A 20,870-nucleotide genomic window follows, 5' to 3' on the forward strand; every position below is an offset into this window, starting at 1 on the left:
AGCTACTATTACCCAACCAGAAATTATGAACAATTCAAAAAACATCGACACAATGGAGGAAGCAATCGCCCTAAAGATTGCAATGCACCTGGAACGAAACATTGCAAAAAGTCACAACGACACGCTTTCAGCAAAACGTTACAGTGACATGAGCAACTACATCCAAACGGAATTTCTTAAAACAATAGACGCTTAGTCAAATAGGTCTTCTTCTCGCTCTAACATCAGTATAGAGCTTTGAGGCACGATGTAATATTTTTCACCTTCGTACATGATTTCAAAGGCTCCTTTTTGAAGAAATAGAGCTAAATCACCCTCTTTTGCTTGCAAAGGAATGTATTTGATTTTCTCTTCTTCAGGCTTCCAGTCATCATCACCGTCGCTACTCATTGGAATGGGGTAGCCAGGACCTGCCTTGACAATGTACCCACTCTGAACCTTTTCCTTTTCCTGAACACCAGGTGGTAAATAAATACCACTGCTAGTTTGATCATTCTGCTTCTTAGGTTTGATCAATACACGATCCCCTACTACGATAATGTTCTTGAGTTTATTGTCTGCTGTAAGCTGCATACTCTCGCCTTAATTTTTGGTGGTGCAAATTTAGAAGCTAATCCCTTTTTTATCCAAACAGATTGTCGGATGATGGAGGTAAACTGGCATCATTTTCTGTTTCAGATCGATCTACTAATCGCTGATCAATTTGCTTAAAGGTTTTAGCACCGAGAGCTCTTAAATTCTCCGTTCTGCGAACCAGGTTTCCATTTCCTTCTGATAGCTTTTTCATTGCATCCTGGTAAGCACCTTGTGTTTGTTTGATGTTTTGCCCAACCTTCAACAAGTCCTCTGTGAAGTTGGCAAACTTGTCATACAAGGCTCCCGCCTGACGAGCGATCTCCAAAGCATTTTTGTTCTGGTTGTCTTGCTTCCAGATATAGCTAACTGTTCGCATAGTTGCCAACAAAGTACTGGTTGACACCAGGACAATATTCTTGTCCAGAGCCTTTTCAAATAGGCTCGTATCTTCTTTAAGTGCCATGGTTAGTGCAGGCTCATTGGCCACAAACATGAGGACAAAATCTGGCTGCTGGATGTCGTACAGGTTTTGATAGTTCTTATCACCAAGTATTTTAATATGTGTGCGAATGCTATCGAGATGCTGCCTTAAGTATTTCGACTGTTCAGCCTCATCCGCAGCATCGTAGTAGTTGCTATAAGCAGTTAGAGAAACCTTTGAATCCAGCACCAAGTATTTATCGTCCGGAAGTTTGATGATGTAATCCAATCGTTGGTTATTACCATCCTCTGATTTGTAATTCTTCTCCTTGAAGTAATGTGTTTCCTTTTGAAGGCCTACTTTTTCCAGGATCAACTCCAACTGCATTTCTCCCCAGTTTCCCTGCGCTTTGGAGTCACCTTTTAGTGCTTTGGTCAAACTCTCTGCTTCTTTGGTAATCCGCTGATTGAGTTCTTTTAGGTGATCCAATTGAGCCTTCAGGGCTGTGCTTTGTTCCAGCGAGTCTTTGTTACTTTGCTCCACTTTGCGCTCAAAGTCTTTCAACTTCTCTCCAAGCGGCTTCAACAGCTGGTCAATGTTGTTCTTATTCTGATCCGTGAACTTTTTACTTTTTTCTTCAAAGATTTCATTGGCCAGATTCTTAAACTGAGCAGCAAATTGATCTTGCAATGCTTTTACTTCTTGTTTCTGCTCCTGAAGTTTTTCTTGCAAGTTTTTGTAGTGAGCTCTTAGGCTCGAAAAGTCCCCATTCAGGTTAAAGAAGTTTTCTCGCTCCTTTCTCAATTCATTATTGAGCTGAGCTAATTCCTGAGTGAGTTTGGAGGTTCGTTCCTGCTCTAGCTGCAGTTCCATTTTCAATTGTGGGGTCTGATCATCCATAGGTTTTGCTTGTAAGCGCGCAACCAGATAACCAATTGCTATACCTGCCAATAATCCTACTACCAAAATCATAATTGAGTCAAACTCCATAATTCACTTTTAATACAAGCTCTGTAAATAACCGAAGACCTCCATGCTCCAGGCCACACCCATGTGGATGATGATTCCGCCCCAGACGTTATTGGTCTTATACGAGACTACTCCCAAAATGTATCCACCAAATACAGAACTGATGGTTTCGGTTAGAGGTTTCCCAAAGTGTAAAAACGCATAGGTAGCGATCATTGGAAATACCGCATAGCCTCCTAGCATTTTCACGAAAGCATGAATCAGAAAGCCACGGAAAAATAATTCTACCGCCACAAAATCACTTCCATAACAAAGCTCATAAATCAATATTGCTACCCAGGTTGGCAAGTCATGTGCCTCAGCAAATCTGTTACCTCCGGAATGTTGATATCTCGGATAGTAGGCTTTGATGTCTCCAAAAAATGAGCCAATTCCTATGACAATTATGGCCAGAAGTAGCAACTGAAAATAGGGCTTTAAATTCGTATTTTGGCGACTCAACCCGTAATAACCTCTTGGTCGCTCTGATTCAAAAATTCGATAGATCATTAATAACGGCAATACTGTCACAAACAAACTAATGGACCAATTAATACAACGAGCGAAGAATCGAAAATCAACTGAGTTCATACTCGTTCGGAGCAAAATGTACCAGTTAAAAGTTCGATCAGTGCTCAGTATCGCAAAGCCAATAATTGCCATCAACCAGAATCGTTTTTGCTTAAAGACATTCTCCACTTTACCTGTCAAAACGAGTATAACTGTTACTCCCAAAAATGGTATCAACATCCAGCCAAACATAGCCGGCCAGTGCCAAAAACTACCACGCATTGGATCGAGATAACTGTCTTCAAAATCCAACCAATAGTTGAAAGTGATCCAACAACTAATAAAGACAGCTGTTATAAGATAGAGTTTGAGATCAAAATGCTTTCTTTGGAACTCTAATAGATACCCTAACAGTTTTTTCATAGTAAACAGTTAACCTAAGTATGTGCTTAATTGCCTTCGCATGGGACATGCACCCTAAATATAAATTGATCCTCGCCGCCAATCGAGATGAGTTCTACAACAGACCTACCGCTAAAGCCGGATTCTGGGAAAATCAACCAAATATCCTGGGCGGAAGAGACCTCAAAGCTGGAGGCACCTGGATGACAATCACCAAAGATGGCAAATTTGCTGCAGTGACCAACTATCGAGATCTGTCGAATATTAGAGAAGATGCCACATCACGTGGAGAGATTCCGACAGACTTTGTCAATGGTGACGCCAATCCGGAAAGGTATATTCAGACCTTGCATGAACATAGTGAAGATTACAATGGGTTTAATGTTCTGGTTTCCGATCTGGGTCAAATGGGACATTACTCCAATTATGAGCGTAAAGTCAATATTCTCAAACCTGGGATTTATGGCTTAAGTAATGCACTGCTCGATACGCCATGGCCAAAAGTTGAGCTGGCAAAGCAAAAATTTAAGTCGGCAATCGGCAATAGTTTCGATCATCAGGAGTTATTGAATCTTATGACGGATACTACTATTGCTCCAGACATAGAACTACCAAATACAGGAATATCGAAAGAAATGGAGCGTAGTTTATCTGCTATGTGTATTCGAATGGAGAACTATGGTACATGTTGTAGCACTGTCATCACGGTAGATAGAGATGGAGTGGTTAATTTTACCGAGAAGTCTTATCCTGTAGGCGAACGAAAAGAAAATACGGAGCATTACAGCTTCAAAGTCCAATGAAAAAATTTCTGGGAATATCTCTCCTTCTGTCTCTTGTCCTATTTTCAGGATGTGATGATGAAGTCAATAACTTTGACTTAAGTAAAGATCCGTTATCTGGACTGATTGGTGGGGCTGATTGGGAATATACTGGAGGTCGATTGTTGTACAGTACTTTGTCCAATCAAGCTTCAGGAAATATTTACAATGAGTTATTGGAAGATCCGTGTCTCAAACCAAACACCATTGCTGCTCATTTGCAGGTAGCATTTCCAACAGCTAAAGGCAATTACAACTTGCCTTTTATTAACAACACCGGATATATTCGATTCGCTACTCCAAACGGTGGCCCAATTTACACTGCGGCTGGAGGATTTATAGAAATTGTAGAAGTGACTTCCTTTGAAATAGTAGGGTATATCTCCGCAGACTTTGATGACAACAATACCGTTCAGGGAAGTTTTTTAATTCAGATCTGTAATTAAAAAAGTCCGACTTCTCAGCCGGACTTTCGTCTATAAAATGCTATCTATTCCTTATGCTAACTCTGTAGCTTCCAGATATTCCTCTACTGGCACACAGCTACACATCAGGTTTCTGTCACCGTAGGCACTGTCAATTCGACTTACAGCAGGCCAGAACTTGTTGTATTTCAACTCAGCCATTGGGAATGCCGCCTTCTCTCTAGAGTAAGGAAGTTCCCAGGCATCATTGACTACAGTTCTGTAAGTATGAGGAGCGTTTTTCAACACGTTGTTTTCTTTATCAGCAGCTCCTGTTGCTACCTCCTCTACTTCTTTTCTGATAGAGATCATCACTTCACAGAATCTGTCGATTTCTGACTTGGTCTCACTCTCTGTCGGCTCGATCATCATCGTTCCTGCAACTGGGAATGATACCGTCGGTGCATGATAACCATAGTCCATCATACGCTTAGCGATATCTTCTACTTCCACACCAAACTTCTTGAAATCACGACAATCGATGATCAGCTCGTGTGCGTTTCTACCATTGTGGTTCGCATACAATATTGGATAGTGATCTTTCAATCTTGCGCCAATGTAGTTTGCATTCAAAATCGCAGTTTTGGTGGCATTGGTCAATCCCTCAGCACCCATCATCGCTACGTAAGCATGAGAAATCGGAAGGATACTTGCACTTCCATAAGGAGCACTTGAAACATTCACTGCATCAATTCCCTCTACTTCATGTCCTGGCAAGTATGGTACTAAATGCTCCACCACACCGATTGGGCCCATACCAGGACCACCACCACCATGAGGAATACAGAACGTCTTATGTAAGTTCAAGTGACATACGTCTGCTCCGATCATCGCTGGAGAAGTCAATCCTACTTGTGCGTTCATATTCGCACCGTCCATATATACCTGACCACCATGCTGGTGAATTACTTCACAGATTTCCATGATGCTTTCTTCAAATACTCCATGAGTACTTGGGTAAGTCACCATTAAGCAAGAAAGGTCAGCACTATTTTGTTCAGCTTTGGCTTTTAGATCTTCTACATCAATGTTCCCTTTTTCATCACACTTCACGATCACCACTTTCATACCAGCCATTACTGCACTGGCAGGGTTCGTTCCATGAGCAGAAGAAGGAATCAACGCTACATCTCTGTTACCATTTCCATTCGCCTGGTGATACGCTCTGATCACCATCAAACCTGCATATTCGCCTTGAGCTCCTGAGTTTGGCTGGAAGGATACTGCATGGAAACCAGTGATCTCAGCTAACCAATCATGTAGCTCACCGATCATTTCTTTGTAACCTTCTGTCTGAGATACCGGCGCAAATGGGTGAATATTTCCAAACTCCGGCCAGGTAACAGGAATCATCTCGGTTGTAGCATTCAATTTCATGGTACAAGATCCCAAAGAAATCATAGAATGTACCAATGACAAATCTTTGTTCTCCAATCGCTTCATGTAACGAAGGATCTCGTGCTCGCTTTGATTCACATGGAATACCTCATGAGACAAATATTCAGAAGTTCTTGTAAGAGACTCTGGGTAAGCGATATCAATATTTGATTCGAACTCCACTTCAGAGTAATCCAAAGCTTTCACGAAAATATTGATTACATCCTGAATATCAGATGGTCGTGTGGTCTCATCAAATGAGATCATCACCGTTTCTGAATTTGGATAACAGAAATTGATACCGTGAGCTTCCGCCAAAGAACGAATCTCGGCTACCATTGGAGCTGCCAATTCATATCTCAATGTCTCAAAATATTGCTCATTTTGGTTTTTCAATCCGATTGAGGCTAGTGCTTTTGCAGTAGCCACAGCAAATCCTCTAACGCGAGAAGCAATTTGCTTCAGTCCAGCAGGTCCGTGGTAAACAGCATACATAGAAGCCATTACCGCCAACAATACCTGAGCTGTACAAATATTAGATGTTGCTCTTTCTCTCTTAATGTGCTGCTCTCTGGTTTGAAGTGCCATTCTGTAGGCAGGATGACCTTCCGCATCTTTGGATACACCAATGATTCTACCAGGTATATTTCTTTTGTTCTCTTCTTTGGTAGCAAAGAATGCCGCGTGAGGTCCTCCATATCCCATCGGTACACCGAATCGCTGAGAAGTACCTACCACTACATCTACTCCCCACTCACCTGGAGGTGTTAGCAAACAAAGGCTCAACAGATCTGAAGCTACCGCCACAGAAACCGAATTCTCTTTTGCCGCTGCTACAAAACTCGCATGATCAAATACTTCACCATGGTTATCTGGGTATTGGAAGAACACACCATATAACTCAGGATCAGTCAAATCAATTTCTTCTATTTTGGCTATCACCAACTCAATACCCATAGGTTTAGTTCTGGTCTTGATGATATCCAAGGTCTGAGGGAATACTCGCTCATCTACAATGAACTTATCCGCCTTCTTCTTTTCTTTTTTACGAACACCGTGAAGCATACTAATGGCTTCCGCTGCAGCCGTACCTTCATCCAAAAGTGATGCATTAGCGATCTCCATACCGGTAAGGTCAGTTACTACCGTCTGGAAGTTGATCAAAGCCTCTAATCTTCCTTGTGCGATTTCTGCCTGATACGGGGTGTAGGCAGTATACCATCCTGGATTTTCAAGAATATTTCTCTGGATCACTGCCGGCACTACACATGGGTAATATCCCTGACCGATGTATGACTTGAAGATTTTATTCTTAGAAGCCGTTTTTTTCAGCTTGTTGATGTACTCATATTCATTGAGTGGCTCGCTAAGCTTCAGACCGTTCTTAAGTCTGATTTTGTTGGGGATCGTTTCTTCGATCAGGTTGTCGATGGAGCTTTGGCCTAAGGCTGCCAACATCTCCTGAATTTCGTGCTTTGAAGGTCCGTTATGACGGGTTTCAAAGGCCACTCTTTCGTTTAGATCAACAGTCATACTGCGTATTTATTTGAATCGGAATTTTGAAGCTGCAAATGTATAATGAAAAGGCCACAATCGTAAGCCACACATCACGCTTAATGACCAGTACACCAAAGTTTTAGACAAACGATCCCAATCCATCTTTTTGACCAGCAAAACACACATTTTACCGATTAAACGGTTACTAGATGGGTAATAATCGAAAAAGACTAATTTGCAGATTCTTGGATTTTTTCGACCATGTTACAATTGATTCATTCAAATCTAATTACGTCGAAAATATTCATTTTGCCGGTTATACGGATACCTAATTCAAACAGTAAGCACATGAAACAAATAACAGTATTTACCCTGTTACTATTTATTGTCTTTGGCGCAACAAGTCAGGATAAAAAAGCATTGAAATTTGCGAAAACAATCACGGAAAAAGATTTAGAAAGCCGACTGGCTGTTTTGGCTTCTGATAGTTTAGAAGGAAGAGAAACAGGAGAAAGAGGTCAGCAAATGGCAGCAGAGTACATCGCTTCTAAATTCAAAGAATTCGGTCTGGAGCCTCCTGTAGATTCAAAAGATGGAAAATCTTATTTCCAAACTTACCCACTCCAAAAAATGACTTATCGCACTGCTTATATGAAGAAAGGCGATGAGCAAAAAGACAATTTCGAGGATTTCGTTTATTTCTCCAGAAGTGAAACTAAAGGTGAAGAATACATTGACGTAATCTTCGCTGGTGACGAAACCATCGAGTCCTTAAAAACCAAAGACCTGGAAGGTAAATATGTAGGTATCACACAGGCAGACATGAGCAACTGGAGACAAGTGCTGGCTAATCTAGCTGAAGTAAAGGCTGCCGGTGTATTCTTGTTTGTAGAGGATGCTAATTCTTACGATTTTGTAAAGCAGCGTTTCAAAAGATTCCTTAGCGGAACTCGTTTGAGTACAGTCTCTGATGAAGTAAGCAACAAAGTAATCATCGCTGATACAGGACTTGCTGAATGGATCTTCGGCAAAAAATATGCTGAATTATCTGCAAGCGAGGCTCCTTCAAGAATCATCTTAAATGCTGATATGCTGGTAGAAGATATCGAAGTAGAAAACGTATTAGGTTTCTTAAAAGGAACAGATAAGCCAGAAGAAGTTTTGGTTGTTACCTCTCACTATGACCACATTGGTATTTCATCAGATGGACAAGTAAACAATGGTGCTGATGATGATGGTTCAGGTACCACTACTGTTTTAGAGCTGGCTCAAGCATTTGCAACTGCTGCTCAAAAAGGTTCTAAGCCTAAGAGAAGTATTTTGTTTATGACCGTATCTGGTGAAGAAAAAGGACTTTTAGGTAGTGAGTATTACACGAACAATCCGGTATTCCCATTGGAAAACACCGTAACCAACCTTAACGTGGATATGGTTGGACGTATCGATCCAGATCATGAAGGGAAAAATGAGGAATACGTGTATGTAATTGGAGCGGATAAACTTTCTCAAGAACTACACGATCTTTCTGAGAAAGTGAATAAAACGTATGTCAATATAGACATGGATTACACTTACAATGACGAGAACGATCCAAACAGATACTACTATAGATCAGATCATTATAACTTCGCTAAGAAAGATATTCCGATCATTTTCTATTTTAATGGTACGCATGCGGATTACCACAAACCAACTGATACTATTGAAAAAATCAGATTTGATGTAATGAAAAAGAGAGCTGACCTTGTTTTCTTCACAGCCTGGGAATTGGCCAACAGAGAGAATCGAGTGAAACTTAAATGATCAAAAAACATTTTAATTTTGAGGGGCTGATTTATTAGCCCCTTTTTTATATCCAAAACAATCCAAAATGGCTTCCAAAAAGTACCTCATTAAAAACGCACAGATTGTCAACGAAGGAAAAATCATCAACGGAGATGTATTAGTTGCCGATGGCTTGATCGCCAAAATCGGTAACGAACTATCAGATCCATCAGCCGAAGAGATCAATGCTGAAGGATTGCATTTGATCCCAGGATTGATCGATGATCAGGTACACTTTAGAGAGCCAGGATTAACTCACAAAGCAGAGATTTATACCGAGGCGAAAGCAGCTGTAGCTGGTGGTGTAACTTCCTTCATGGAAATGCCCAATGTGGTGCCACAAACTGTGACTCAGGAATTACTGGCAGATAAATATCAAATTGGAGCCAATAAGTCTTTGGCTAACTATAGCTTCTTCATGGGGGCGACTAATGACAATCTGGATGAGGTTTTGAAGACTAACCCTAAGAATGTCTGCGGTATCAAGGTATTTATGGGTTCATCTACTGGAAATATGCTAGTGGATAATCGAGATACGCTGGAGAAACTTTACGCAAATGCTCCTATCCTTTTAGCAACTCATTGTGAAGATGAGGCGACAATTCGCAAAAACATGGAAATCTACACTGCGAAATACGGTGACAATATTCCATTCGAAATGCATCCTGTTATTCGAAATGAGGAAGCATGTTACTTATCTTCATCCATGGCTGTTGAGCTGGCTAAAAAGCACAACACCCGACTGCACATATTGCACATTTCCACGGCGAAGGAGACTAACCTATTTGGAAACGACCTACCACTAGAACAGAAGCGCATTACCTCTGAGGCATGTATCCATCACTTATGGTTTAGTGACGCGGATTATAAAGAAAAGCAACAGTGGATCAAGTGGAATCCCGCAGTAAAAACTGCAGATGATCGAGATGGAATCTGGAAAGCCTTGCTGGATGACAGAATTGACGTGATCGCTACCGATCATGCACCACATACTATCGCGGAAAAAGAGAACCCATACACTAGTGCTCCGTCAGGAGGACCTTTGGTACAGCATTCATTGACTGCTTTGTTAGATTTCTATCACGAGGGCAAGATTAGCTTAGAAAGAATCGTTGAAAAAGCGTGTCATGCAGTGGCCAAATGCTTCGAAGTAGAAAAAAGAGGGTACATCAGAGAAGGTTATTTTGCCGACCTGGTACTGGTAGATTTGAACAAGCCATGGACAGTAACCAGAGAGAATGTACTCTCAAAATGTGGTTGGTCACCGTTTGAAGGGCATGAATTCAAATCTTCTGTAGAGAAAGTTTGGGTATCAGGCCATCTAGCTTATAACGATGGTCAATTTGACGAGTCTAAAAAAGGTGAACGACTTACGTTCGATCGCAATTAATTTTTTTGCAAAATTCAAGAATGCATTTAACTTTGCATTCCCAAATCAGACACCCAGTGTTTGAAGCGGAAAACAGATAGTAAAAATCCCGATTAAATTGGGAGGTAGGCATTAGCCAAACTATCAGTAGTGGTTGTCCCCGATAGCTATCGGGGCAGTTGGCAGAGCGCTAACTCCACAAACACAAATGGTGGTTGTTCCCGATAACTATCGGGACAGTTGGCGAAAGCGCCAAACCCCATACACGGTGGTTGTAGCTCAGTTGGTTAGAGCGCCTGATTGTGGTTCAGGAGGTCGTCGGTTCGAGACCGATCTTCCACCCCTAAAAAGAAAAGCAGTTACAGAAATGTAGCTGCTTTTTTTTGTTTTATGACCTCCTATAATAATTCGTGAATTGGTTCAGAAGGCCGCCGAACTAGGCGTTCCCACCAACAGTTGGTCCCATCGAGACCGATCTTCCATCAAGACGCTTCGGTCTTGACAGGAAGTGACGATACTGTCATCACAGGCCCTAAAATTTAGAAGCAGTTACAGAAATGTAGCTGCTTTTTTGTTTCCTTTCACCTTACTTCTATTCGTCATTCCCTGAATTTTGGGATGATTACCCAATACATGAAATAGATTCTATAAAATTCTTAGGGAAGCAACAATCTAGATACTCAAAGAGCTTAATCAATTCTCCTCTACAACAGCTTTCGGCAAATAATATGGCACTTCAAGTGGAATGGACTCACCTGGCAAGCATGGCACCGGAGCCTCAAATAGCCTATCGTTCAAATTGACATTATAGGAAATTTCCTCAATCTCGATAGTCATAAACAACTCTCCACCGCCAAAGAGACTGATTGTTCTGGGCTCTGTAAAACCGCCTGTTGTCTGATAGTCTTCATAAATGAAAGTCCATCGTGTCATCGTGGACGCGGTTACATAGGTTCTTTTCGTAGGCAAGAAAGTCTCTTTATCTATATAAACACTTTGATAACCGCCATCCTGACGATGATCTCTAAAATCAATACGATACATTCCATCTTCTTCAAAAGCATATTTTTCGGCCTTAAGGTTGAATGGCTCTAAAAAGTAAGTCCTCGGAAAATCCTTTTCGAACTTAATCGGCTCAGGATCAAAAAATAAGATGGCTTGTCCAGTTGAACGATAATACCAGGAACACTTTTCTCTTTTAAATAAGATGGTTTCTGAATGATAATTCCCTTTAGTACTAAAGCTATGTTCAAGAAATAAATCAGGCGTCTGGTAATAGATCGTTTGAGACGTGATTTTAGGATCTCCATTGAACACCCCGCCTTGACCTTGATAGTTAGACAACGATGTTTTCTCCACCCTAGTCTTAAGATTCAACATTCGATCCCGCCCTCCGATGGCTTCCAGAAATTTCTCAATGACTATTTCACTTGAAATTTTGTCTTGTGATAGTGCAGGAATGGCAAGAAATAATAATAGGAGCAAGAGTGGTTGTTTTTTCATAACTATAAACTTAGTTGTATTTAGCCTCACATGCAACGCCAATACTTTGGAGATATTGCCAGAACTTCATAGACCATCGAACATTCATTAGTTTCGCAAGTTTCAAAAGGATATGGATATAAAAAGCTGGATAAACGACCTCATGGAATTGCCTTTCCCGGCAGTCAATCTGTTACTTGGACTTGTCATTGGGCTGGCCGTCAATTGGTTCATACATATTAGTCTGGCCGTTACCGCCAAAAAGTCGAAATCCAACGACCTATTTATCCTCAGAAAAAAGTGTAAATCCTCTTTTAATTTCCTCATTCCGGTCATTACTATATTCGTCAGTCTCACTTATGCAGAAGAGTCAAGTTGGGTGGACGGACTTATTGACATTTGCCGGATCCTGCTAATTGTAGCCAGCGTCAATTTCCTGATACGTGTAGTCTATGCCCTGGAAGCGATCTTTTTAGATCGATACAACATTGACAAGGAAGACAACCGCAAAGAACGTAAGATCATAACTCAACTCAATTTCATGAAGCGAGTAGTGATTGTCTCTTTGGTAATGCTCGGACTGGCTGTGATCCTTTTAAGTTTTGAGGAAGGCCGTAAGTATGGGCAAACCTTGTTGACGTCCGCTGGAGTAGCCAGTATCATTATAGGTTTAGCTGCCCAAAAGTCAATTGCCAACTTTTTTGCCGGGATACAAATAGCCTTTACACAACCAATCAAAATTGATGACGCGGTAGTGGTAGAAGGAGAATGGGGTTGGATAGAAGAAATCAACCTGACTTATGTAGTAGTTAGAATCTGGGATTGGAGAAGATTGATTCTTCCCATTACTTATTTCATAGAAAAGCCTTTTCAAAACTGGACCAGAAATAAAGGTGAGATTATTGGAACCGTCTTTTTGCATCTAGATTACCGAACTCCAATTGAACCTCTAAGAGCAAAACTCTCTGAGATTTTGAAAGCCGAAACTAAGTGGGACGGCAACGTTGATAACTTGCAGGTGGTAGACACTAAAGACTATACGGTCGTGGTTCGAGCTTTGATGTCTGCAAAAAATTCACCTACTGCCTGGGACCTTCGATGCAGTGTGCGAGAAAAGCTTATCAACTTTTTACAAGAAGAATATCCAGAAAGTCTTCCGGTTCAGCGCATTCAAATGGAGTCAGAACAGTCCAAATAATTCCGGTTTTTACTAGTTTTATCCCTTATGACTGATCAACCTCAACCATGCATCAATTGTGGCCATACAGGATCTGGGCATTTCTGCTCCAACTGTGGTCAAAAACTTGAACTTCAATCAATCACCTGGAAATACGTGGCCTCTGAGTTTTTGGATAGATGGTTTGGGATTGACACTAAATTTGGCAGAACGGTCATCGACCTTTTCAAACGTCCTGCAGAGGTTATCAAAACTTTTCTTGCTGGCAATAACATCAGACACATTGGTCCTTTAGGATACTATATTGTCATGTCGGCGCTTTTAATTTTGCTTTTTGAAGCGCTAAATATCTCCATTGATCAGTTCCTGATGAGTAACTCAGAGAGCCTGGGGATGAATATGTCAGAGCAAACAACTCAACAGCAAGAGTTTCAAGTATTAGTCAATCAATGGATGGCAAAAAACTTTCGATTCATCGGAGGCTTGATGGTGCCTTTTCTGGCATTGGGTGGTAAAATATTCTATAGGAAAACCACCTATCTGCATCATATGATCACAGCAGCTTACTTTCAATCCCATACTACCTGGTTTAGTTTAATTATGTTACTTATCTATAAGGTTTCAGGTTATAATGCTTCAGGTATTGTAATGATTGTAACCACCGTTTATATGATGGTAGCCTATATGTTGGTCTTCAATCCAGGCAAAAAATTCAAAGGGCTGATGAAAGGACTATTCATATGGCTGGTTGGCTATTTCATCATGATGATATTTGCTATGGTCGTAGGGGTCACTTACCTAATAATGTTCCATGTATAAACATATTTTTCGAGGATTATTGAACCTTTAACTAACTTTTTCGTTACTTTTACGTAAACTCACTCATTCTGAAAAGGACATTCTACATACCACTGACCGTTTTGTGCTTATTTTTGATAAGTAACGGGGCTGTTGCTTCTACTAACAACGAAGCCAACAAGTCTAATAACAGTGCGAATGTCAATAACAACAACAATAATTCTACTACCAATAATAACAACAACAATAACGCTGAATCCAAGTCAGAGAATGTAGATCCTAAAATGGAAACTACGGTTGTTACCTCACAAGCAGTAGAAAACACGTCAGAAGTAGCTAATGACGGTACGATGTACATTGGCCAAAAGCCAGATAGTACCAACATCAACTCTGTGAGTAAATTCAACTTCATCTTTTATTTCATTTACAAGTTGAAATATGATGAAGACCCGAACGGTGTCGGGCATATGAATTACGAATTTTAAGCTAAACTCTTATTGGTTGAAATCTGAAAGTTCTTGAAGGGTGATTTGACCTTCATAGAAAGCCTTTCCGAAGATTACTCCGTACACACCAATGTCCTGAAGTTTTTTGATGTCGTCCATATTTCTCACACCACCACTAGCAAATAAGCTCAATTCAGGGAAACGTTTGATGAGGCTTTCGTAAAGTTTAAAAGAAGGACCTTCCAGCACTCCATCTTTAGAAATGTCCGTAGTCTTCAAATACTTCAATCCTCTGTCGTAAAAGTATTCGATATGCTCTTCCAAAGGAATCTTGGTATCTTTTTGCCATCCACCTACTTTGATGATTCCATCCAGCGCATCAGCACTCATAGAAATCTTCTCACGACCATAAGACATGATCCAGTTGGCAAATAATTCTTTATTGTAAACAGCAATCGTCGCTGCAGCAATACTTTCCGCTCCGTACTCCAGGGCTTTCAAGATGTCCCCATCAGTATGCAGACCACCTGCAAAGTTGACTTTCAGGTTGGTATGCCCTGCAATCATCTCTAATGTCGGGTAATTAACCGGGGTTCCTTTTTTAGCTCCTTCCAGATCAATCAAGTGGATACGAGTGATGCCATTGTCGGCAAACTGCTCTGCAACATCAAGTGGACTCATATCATACACTTTTTCCTTAGTGTAATCACCCTGCATCAGGCGAATGGTCCTACCCTTAATCACAGAAATGGAAGGTACTAATAGCATAGAGAAGTTGTGTTTAGGTCAATATTGTTTCTTGGCTTCTATTAAATATAGGGTATGAAGCCGAGCAAAGATATAAGAAGCAATTATTAATTTAAATGCACCAACTTAAATCCTTCTCCATGCACGGTAAGTAATTGTAAGGTCTCTTCTTCCTTGAGGTATTTGCGCAATTTGGCAATGTATACATCCATACTTCGCGCATTGAAATAAGAGTCGTCACGCCAGATTTTTTTAAGCGCAATACTTCTGCTCACTGTCTGATTGAGGTTTTCAACAAACAGTTTCAAAAGCTCATTTTCTTTGGTCGTTAACTTCACTTTGCCAGAAGGCAACACCAACATATTAGAGGCATGCTGATAGGTTAATGCCCCAATTTTGATTTCTTCGGGAAGCTCTTTGCTAGTCTCAGACTTCATCGTTCTCTTTAGAACAGCCTTGATACGCATTAACAATACTTCCATGCTGAAAGGCTTAGTGATGTAGTCATCCGCTCCGATTTTAAAGCCTTGGAGCACGTCCTCTTTCATGGACTTAGCCGTCAAAAAGATGATCGGAATGTCTGGTTCGATTTCTTTGATCTCTGTAGCTAATTGGAAGCCATCTTTTTTAGGCATCATCAGGTCCAAAATGCACAAGTCAAACTTGCCTGGCTTAAAGGTCTCTGCCCCTTGCTCACCATCACGACATAATACCGTATCAAACCCTTTCAAGCCTAGATATTCATTTAATATCTGACCAAGGTTTTCATCGTCTTCGGCTACTAATACTCTAGGCTTTTCCATCATTTAGCGGTAAGGTGATTGTAAATTTACTTCCATTTCCCGGCTCGCTGCTTACAGCGATTCGGCCATGCTGCAGTTCTATCATGTTCTTCACATATGCCAATCCAAGACCAAAGCCCTTGACATTATGAACATTGCCCGTGTGCACACGGTAAAATTTTTGAAATATATGACTAATCGCTTCCTTGGTCATCCCAATTCCACGGTCTTGTACAGTTACGTTAATTGTATTTCCCCGGTTAAACATTCTGACCGTTATTTCCGGAGCATCTTCGGAATACTTATTGGCATTATCCAATAAGTTAGTCAATATATTCACCATATGTGTTCTGTCAGCAAGGACTTTAGCATCCGTGGCATTGTCAATAATCTTGATGGATCCATTGCGTGCCTCTACCTGCAGAGAAGTCTTGTCTACAGCCAACTCTACGAGTTCTTTGATGTCCAGTGCATCTTCTTTCAACTCTATGTCATTCCGATCAATTGCGGCCATCTGCAACACTCGGTGAACCTGCTCACTCAATCGACTATTCTCTTCGCCAATCATTTTGAGGTAGCGCTCTCGCATACCTTCCATTTGCTTGATTTCTTTATCACTTAGCGCCTCACATGCCAAAGAAATGGTTGCAATAGGTGTTTTGAGCTCATGCGTCATGTTATTGATGAAGTCATTCTTCATCTCCGAAAGCTTCTTTTGTCTCAAAATCGTATGAATGGAATAACCGAAGGAACCAACGATTACCAAAATCAGAAGGCCGGAACTAGCCATGGTCAACCAGATTTTCTTCAATAGAAAGCGTTGCTTTTCTGGGAAGTCTACAACCAACCAGTTTTGATCTCCAACAATGTCATTAGGGAATAGATTAGCTTTCAACTCGCTTTTCTCCAACTCGTCTTTAGACTTGGTGTTGTTGATCAACTCAAAACGTCTACGCATCGGAGAAATCACGCCATAGTCAAATGAAATATCGATACCTCGATCGTTAAAAGCATTAGAAAGCAAAGAATCCAACTGAGTTGGATTTACTCTAGCCATAATGGAGCGCTCCGGTGCTAGTACATTCTCAATCACCTGAACGACCATCTCAGACTTTAAAGATGCCTTTTTCATTTGCTGCTCCAGAAGTTCTATCTCCGGAGTCTTAGTAGTTGCTTGTGGATTGGCTTCTTGAAACTGAGATTCCGCGATCAACTCTACATGACCATCTGAAGTAATGGCCTGAAAATCAAAGATGATGTTGAACCCCATTTCATTGCTTCGAAGGGTATCCTTAAAAGTGACCGTATTGGGATTTCGTGGGTCTAATTGCTGATATTGGATTTGCTGAGGCTGGCCATACGGCTGATTATAAAACCAGGTATTGTTAAATGCATACAGTGCTTCCTGACGCTCCAGTTTTTCTGAAACAGCGTGCAAAGCATCCACTACGTCTCGCTTAAAGCGCTCTTCATTGGCCCGAATGACCGAATCAATCCAGTACCACTGGAAGCCAATCAAGCCTAGCAGCGCCACGCTCATCAGTCCTACTACCCAGAAAATTGTAGATCGTTTCATGTCAATTCCAATCGTTCATTCGCCGCAATCGTGAAACAAATTTACGTGAAAAGTGCCCTCACAGTTCCTGATTAACCTTTTTTAACATCGATTAACCAGTTTTTAACAGATCAAAGAAAGCCTCTGCCGTTCCATTCTTCACACAACTTTCCAATTTAAAACTAAAGAGATATGAAAAAGAATTTTACACTAGCTGCTCTGTTGGTGATGCTAATGACCAGTTGGGCAATGGCTCAAGACAATGAAGTGAAGATTGAAATATCAAGAGATGTAGATGGTGAGAAGAAAACGTTTAAGAAAACCTATGAATCTGAAGAAGAGATGAAAAAGGATCAGGAGCTGAAGGAGTTTATGGGGGAAGACACGGATGTACAGTTCTGGTTTGGGAATAACAATGCGAATATTCATACTTTCAATTTTGATGATCTGGATGAGCAAATGCAAAACTTCTCTTTCAGCTTTGGAGACGATAATGAGAACGGACACTCTTTCATGTTCTTTAGTGATGATTACTCTACTTTCAGCAAACAATTCAATCTCCGAAAGGAGGAAATGAGCAAGTATATTGATGAAGATATGGTTAAGACTCTTAAGGATATGCAACAAAACATGGTCATTGACCTGCATAAAAATGGAAGCTTCGCTTACGCTTTTGGAGATTCCATTGATGACACCATGATCATCAAGCTGGGAGATGATGCTAACGAATCACATCGAAGTGTTCATGTTGTGGTCAGCAAGAGCATTAAAATCACTGAAGATACCGATGCCTTTGGGAAAAAAGGCAAAGTGGCAGCATCTGATAAGCTGGAATTGGAGAACCTGAGTTATTATCCTAATCCAGCCACTAACGGACGATTCAAATTACGCTTTGACGTTCCTGAAGAAAATGAGGTAAGCATCAAGATTTATAACCTGGACGGAAGAGAAATCTTCAATCGATACTTTGATGCCTTTGATGGCACCTATGCAGAGACCATTGATTTATCAGGTCCGTCAGAAGGCATCTACCTATTAGAAATTCAAATGGATGGTAAACGCCTAACCCGCAAAATCGCCATCGATTAACGAGAATCCTACCCCATGATGATTCCTCAACTCAAGTGTGGGATCATCTTTCAAATATTTGCGGAGCCTGGAGATAAAGACATCCAGGCTTCTGCCTTTGAAATAATCATTCTCACCCCAAATTGCTACCAGAATATCTTCTCGGCGAACCAACTTATTCTTTTTACTCAGTAGCATCTTCAACAAGTCAGCTTCCATTTGAGTAAGCGAAGTGGACTTTTCACCGCAGTTGATCTGCAGATTGAATGGATCAAATTCTAATGACCCGATTTGCACATTTGAGGGCTTCCTGGAGTCTGATGGAGTGGAGACCAGACTCCTTCTGATGAACACATTGATCCGGTGAGTTAATTCTGCAATAGAAAATGGCTTGGCAATGTAATCATCACCGCCTACCTCAAACCCCTTCAAACGATCCTCCTCCATGGAGCGAGCCGTCAAGAAAAGGATGGGAACAAATTCATTACGCTTTCTGATTTCGGATGCCAGACTGAATCCATCCATTTTAGGCATCATCACATCAATCAGGCAAAGATTGACATCATACAATTGAAACTTCTGAAGTCCCTCCTCCCCATTCACGGCAGTGATCACCTCGAAGCCTTCATGACTCAAGTGATCAGCCACTACGAAGGATAAGTTTTCGTCATCTTCAACCAATAGAATCTTCACACTTGCCATACACCGGTACTTTTATGATGAATGTTGTTTGATTGTCTGCACTAGTTAAAGAAACTGATCCTTTCATGGACTTGGCCCCTTGCTTGACGAAATATAAACCCAACCCGAAGCCTTTCACATCATGAAGATCTCCATGATTGATTCGGTAAAACTTATCAAAAATCTTTTTCTGCTCGGATCGCGGAATTGTTGGCCCTTGATTCGTCACTGCTATGGTTAACTGCTTACCATCATAACTTGCCTTGTAATCCACACCATTTGTTCCATACTTAAAGGCATTATCAAGTAGATTATAGATCATCGTTTCAAACACCACCGAATCACCTTTCACTGTTAGATTATCCTTTAATTCAATCGTACCTCTCAATTTACCAGGATGCCGATCTGCAAATTTTTCCTGAAGTGACTGAATAATTCGTGGAGCATCAATCAATTCAGATTTCAATGCCTGATGATCCAAAACAGATGTTTTTAACAACTGATGAACATGTTGTTCCAAACGTGTCAATTCTGACTTAATGATTTCCGTATAGCGAACCTGGCGTGGTTCTTTCACTTCTTGACCCAACACGTCCGCAGAGACCTGAAGTGTAGCCAATGGAGTCTTGAACTCATGCGTCATGTTGTTAATAAAGTCGCGTTGTATTTCGCTCAATCGCTTTTGTCTGAGAATGACAAACAAAGCATATGAGAACACCACCAAAATGATGAGAATGAGTACCGTAGTTACTTTCCAGATGCCTAGCATATTGACAATCCCGGCAGTTTTCCCGGGAAAAAAGACTCCAAAGTAATATTCGTCATTAACCAACTTAGGCAGTTTTCCCGTTGGGTTAACCTTTCCTTTTTTACTATCCAATGCTACGAAATCACCATACACCATCCGATCACTCTGGCAATCATACACACCAAACTCATAGTCCATTTCGATATTTCTCCGCTGCAACTCCGCCTTAAGTAAATAGTCTAGTGAATTGAGGTCGATCTTATAATTCGTACGAGCGATGAAGTAATTACTAGTCAGCTGATCAATCGGATCATTGCTTGGAATATCATTTCCATTTACCTCACAAAGTGTCTCCACTACATTGCGTAATGCCATCTGCACGGAGCGATCAAACATCTCCTCCTGACGATCCATGACCTGGGTAATCCAGAAGATCTGCACCACCACAATCGCAATCATGGAGAGCGCTCCTGCAATGACCAATATCCTAATAGGAAGGTTTTTCATACATCTAAATTAAGGAGATAATTCTGTGTAGGGCGAATCTTTAACAACTCATTAACAATCATTTGGAACCCGTTAACAGTGTTTTCTTAACGAAGAAGGGACATTTGGGTACAACTAAATTTTATGATTATGAAAAAAGTCTCGTTCATCATTATGCTGGGAATTGCGGTAGCCGCGGTTGCAGCTGTAAGTCCCATTTCATGGAAAACTACTTCTCTGGATCTTGGCGAAGTAAAAGCAGGTGTTAGTAAAGATCTTGAATTTGAATTCACCAATGATGGCACAGAAGTCATCACTATTCTGGACGCTAAAGGTTCTTGTGGCTGTACCAATGTGCAATATCCAAAAGAATCTATCGGTCCTGGTGAAACAGCGTCCATTACCGCCACTTTCATTTCTAAGCATGCTGGAACTTTTAAAAAGAACATCAAAATCAAAACCTCTGCTTCTGAAGAGTACACTTATCTCTATTTTAACGGAGAAGGTCAGGTCCTGAAATAGGTTGACACAAACAGTGTCAAAAATGGATAAACAAGAAAAGTCAAATGACTTGGTAAAATACAAATCAGGCTCAGGTTATCGAGCGTCTTTCAAACATCATGTGGTTTTG

General features: G+C 40.9%; 20 protein-coding genes and 1 tRNA gene. 11 read left to right on the forward strand and 10 right to left on the reverse strand.

What is annotated here, in order from left to right:
• Window positions 1-25: 25 nt before the first annotated feature.
• Window positions 26-196 carry a hypothetical protein gene (locus tag NXS00_RS24485; RefSeq protein ID WP_258101927.1) on the forward strand — a complete coding sequence of 57 codons (171 nt, stop codon included), beginning with the start codon at window positions 26-28 and terminating at the stop codon, window positions 194-196.
• Here NXS00_RS24485 and NXS00_RS24490 read toward each other — a convergent pair.
• The 3 genes from NXS00_RS24490 to NXS00_RS24500 are packed head-to-tail and all read right to left on the reverse strand — an operon-like array spanning window position 193 to window position 2,938.
• The gene (locus NXS00_RS24490; RefSeq protein ID WP_258101928.1) at window positions 193-573 is read right to left on the reverse strand and encodes a co-chaperone GroES; all 381 of its coding nucleotides are present in this window, start codon (window positions 571-573) and stop codon (window positions 193-195) included. The two genes, NXS00_RS24485 and NXS00_RS24490, sit on opposite strands and share 4 nt — an antisense overlap.
• 49 nt (window positions 574-622) lie before the next feature.
• Entirely contained in the window at window positions 623-1,987 is a 1,365-nt protein-coding gene (locus NXS00_RS24495; protein ID WP_258101929.1) for a DNA recombination protein RmuC, read from the reverse strand.
• Between the two features lie 9 nt (window positions 1,988-1,996).
• Window positions 1,997-2,938 carry a CPBP family intramembrane glutamic endopeptidase gene (locus NXS00_RS24500; protein ID WP_258101930.1) on the reverse strand — a complete coding sequence of 314 codons (942 nt, stop codon included), beginning with the start codon at window positions 2,936-2,938 and terminating at the stop codon, window positions 1,997-1,999.
• Window positions 2,939-2,958: 20 nt separating this feature from the next.
• Here NXS00_RS24500 and NXS00_RS24505 point away from each other — a divergent pair, with 20 nt between their 5' ends.
• Together NXS00_RS24505 and NXS00_RS24510 are read left to right on the forward strand one after the other, a co-directional pair.
• The gene (locus tag NXS00_RS24505; RefSeq protein WP_258101931.1) at window positions 2,959-3,720 is read left to right on the forward strand and encodes an NRDE family protein; all 762 of its coding nucleotides are present in this window, start codon (window positions 2,959-2,961) and stop codon (window positions 3,718-3,720) included.
• Window positions 3,717-4,184, forward strand: a complete 468-nt coding sequence (locus tag NXS00_RS24510) for a hypothetical protein (protein WP_258101932.1) — start codon at window positions 3,717-3,719, stop codon at window positions 4,182-4,184. Before NXS00_RS24505 ends, NXS00_RS24510 begins: the two co-directional genes overlap by 4 nt.
• Window positions 4,185-4,235: 51 nt before the next feature.
• Here the strand turns inward: NXS00_RS24510 and gcvP are convergent, their stop codons facing one another.
• Window positions 4,236-7,112 (reverse strand): aminomethyl-transferring glycine dehydrogenase, encoded by a 2,877-nt coding sequence (gene gcvP / locus NXS00_RS24515; protein ID WP_258101933.1) that lies wholly within the window; start codon window positions 7,110-7,112, stop codon window positions 4,236-4,238.
• Window positions 7,113-7,424: 312 nt separating this feature from the next.
• On the opposite strand from gcvP, the gene NXS00_RS24520 reads away from it, so the two are divergent.
• The 3 genes from NXS00_RS24520 (at window position 7,425) to NXS00_RS24530 (ending at window position 10,612) form a co-directional block, all read left to right on the forward strand.
• On the forward strand, window positions 7,425-8,879 hold the full coding sequence (locus tag NXS00_RS24520) for a M28 family peptidase (protein ID WP_258101934.1): 1,455 nt from the start codon (window positions 7,425-7,427) through the stop codon (window positions 8,877-8,879).
• A gap of 67 nt (window positions 8,880-8,946) precedes the next feature.
• Window positions 8,947-10,290: a dihydroorotase gene (locus NXS00_RS24525; protein WP_258101935.1), complete on the forward strand. Its 1,344-nt coding sequence runs from the start codon at window positions 8,947-8,949 to the stop codon at window positions 10,288-10,290.
• A gap of 246 nt (window positions 10,291-10,536) precedes the next feature.
• Window positions 10,537-10,612 (forward strand) — tRNA-His (locus tag NXS00_RS24530).
• Window positions 10,613-10,962: 350 nt separating this feature from the next.
• Here the strand turns inward: NXS00_RS24530 and NXS00_RS24535 are convergent.
• Window positions 10,963-11,772: a LolA-like protein gene (locus NXS00_RS24535; protein WP_258101936.1), complete on the reverse strand. Its 810-nt coding sequence runs from the start codon at window positions 11,770-11,772 to the stop codon at window positions 10,963-10,965.
• Window positions 11,773-11,884: 112 nt separating this feature from the next.
• Here NXS00_RS24535 and NXS00_RS24540 point away from each other — a divergent pair, with 112 nt between their 5' ends.
• From NXS00_RS24540 to NXS00_RS24550, 3 genes are all read left to right on the forward strand, one after another.
• A complete protein-coding gene (locus tag NXS00_RS24540; RefSeq protein WP_258101937.1) occupies window positions 11,885-12,949 on the forward strand; it encodes a mechanosensitive ion channel family protein in 1,065 nt (354 codons plus the stop codon).
• A 27-nt stretch (window positions 12,950-12,976) separates the two neighbouring features.
• On the forward strand, window positions 12,977-13,747 hold the full coding sequence (locus NXS00_RS24545) for a DUF3667 domain-containing protein (protein WP_258101938.1): 771 nt from the start codon (window positions 12,977-12,979) through the stop codon (window positions 13,745-13,747).
• A 113-nt stretch (window positions 13,748-13,860) separates the two neighbouring features.
• The gene (locus tag NXS00_RS24550) at window positions 13,861-14,211 is read left to right on the forward strand and encodes a hypothetical protein (protein WP_258101939.1); all 351 of its coding nucleotides are present in this window, start codon (window positions 13,861-13,863) and stop codon (window positions 14,209-14,211) included.
• Between the two features lie 9 nt (window positions 14,212-14,220).
• Here the strand turns inward: NXS00_RS24550 and NXS00_RS24555 are convergent, their stop codons facing one another.
• From NXS00_RS24555 to NXS00_RS24565, 3 genes are all read right to left on the reverse strand, one after another.
• On the reverse strand, window positions 14,221-14,940 hold the full coding sequence (locus NXS00_RS24555; RefSeq protein WP_258101940.1) for a 1-(5-phosphoribosyl)-5-[(5-phosphoribosylamino)methylideneamino]imidazole-4-carboxamide isomerase: 720 nt from the start codon (window positions 14,938-14,940) through the stop codon (window positions 14,221-14,223).
• 86 nt (window positions 14,941-15,026) lie between these two features.
• Window positions 15,027-15,722, reverse strand: coding sequence for a response regulator transcription factor (locus tag NXS00_RS24560; protein ID WP_258101947.1), 696 nt, complete (start codon window positions 15,720-15,722; stop codon window positions 15,027-15,029).
• Window positions 15,709-17,277 (reverse strand): sensor histidine kinase, encoded by a 1,569-nt coding sequence (locus NXS00_RS24565; RefSeq protein ID WP_258101941.1) that lies wholly within the window; start codon window positions 17,275-17,277, stop codon window positions 15,709-15,711. Before NXS00_RS24565 ends, NXS00_RS24560 begins: the two co-directional genes overlap by 14 nt.
• A 171-nt stretch (window positions 17,278-17,448) precedes the next feature.
• Here NXS00_RS24565 and NXS00_RS24570 point away from each other — a divergent pair, with 171 nt between their 5' ends.
• On the forward strand, window positions 17,449-18,345 hold the full coding sequence (locus NXS00_RS24570; protein WP_258101942.1) for a T9SS type A sorting domain-containing protein: 897 nt from the start codon (window positions 17,449-17,451) through the stop codon (window positions 18,343-18,345).
• On the opposite strand, the gene NXS00_RS24575 is transcribed toward NXS00_RS24570, so the two are convergent.
• Together NXS00_RS24575 and NXS00_RS24580 are read right to left on the reverse strand one after the other, a co-directional pair.
• Window positions 18,319-19,026 carry a response regulator transcription factor gene (locus NXS00_RS24575; RefSeq protein WP_258101943.1) on the reverse strand — a complete coding sequence of 236 codons (708 nt, stop codon included), beginning with the start codon at window positions 19,024-19,026 and terminating at the stop codon, window positions 18,319-18,321. The genes NXS00_RS24570 and NXS00_RS24575 overlap by 27 nt on opposite strands.
• Window positions 18,998-20,260: an ATP-binding protein gene (locus tag NXS00_RS24580; RefSeq protein ID WP_258101944.1), complete on the reverse strand. Its 1,263-nt coding sequence runs from the start codon at window positions 20,258-20,260 to the stop codon at window positions 18,998-19,000. The genes NXS00_RS24575 and NXS00_RS24580 overlap by 29 nt, the downstream gene beginning before the upstream one ends.
• Window positions 20,261-20,389: 129 nt before the next feature.
• Between NXS00_RS24580 and NXS00_RS24585 the strand changes: the two genes are divergently transcribed.
• Complete coding sequence (locus NXS00_RS24585; RefSeq protein WP_258101945.1) at window positions 20,390-20,761, forward strand: DUF1573 domain-containing protein; 372 nt, start codon at window positions 20,390-20,392, stop codon at window positions 20,759-20,761.
• The last annotated feature ends 109 nt before the right edge of the window (window positions 20,762-20,870 follow it).

It is taken from the genome of Marinoscillum pacificum, assembly GCF_024714495.1.
In the GTDB taxonomy this organism is placed as follows: Bacteria; Bacteroidota; Bacteroidia; order Cytophagales; family Cyclobacteriaceae; genus Marinoscillum; species Marinoscillum pacificum.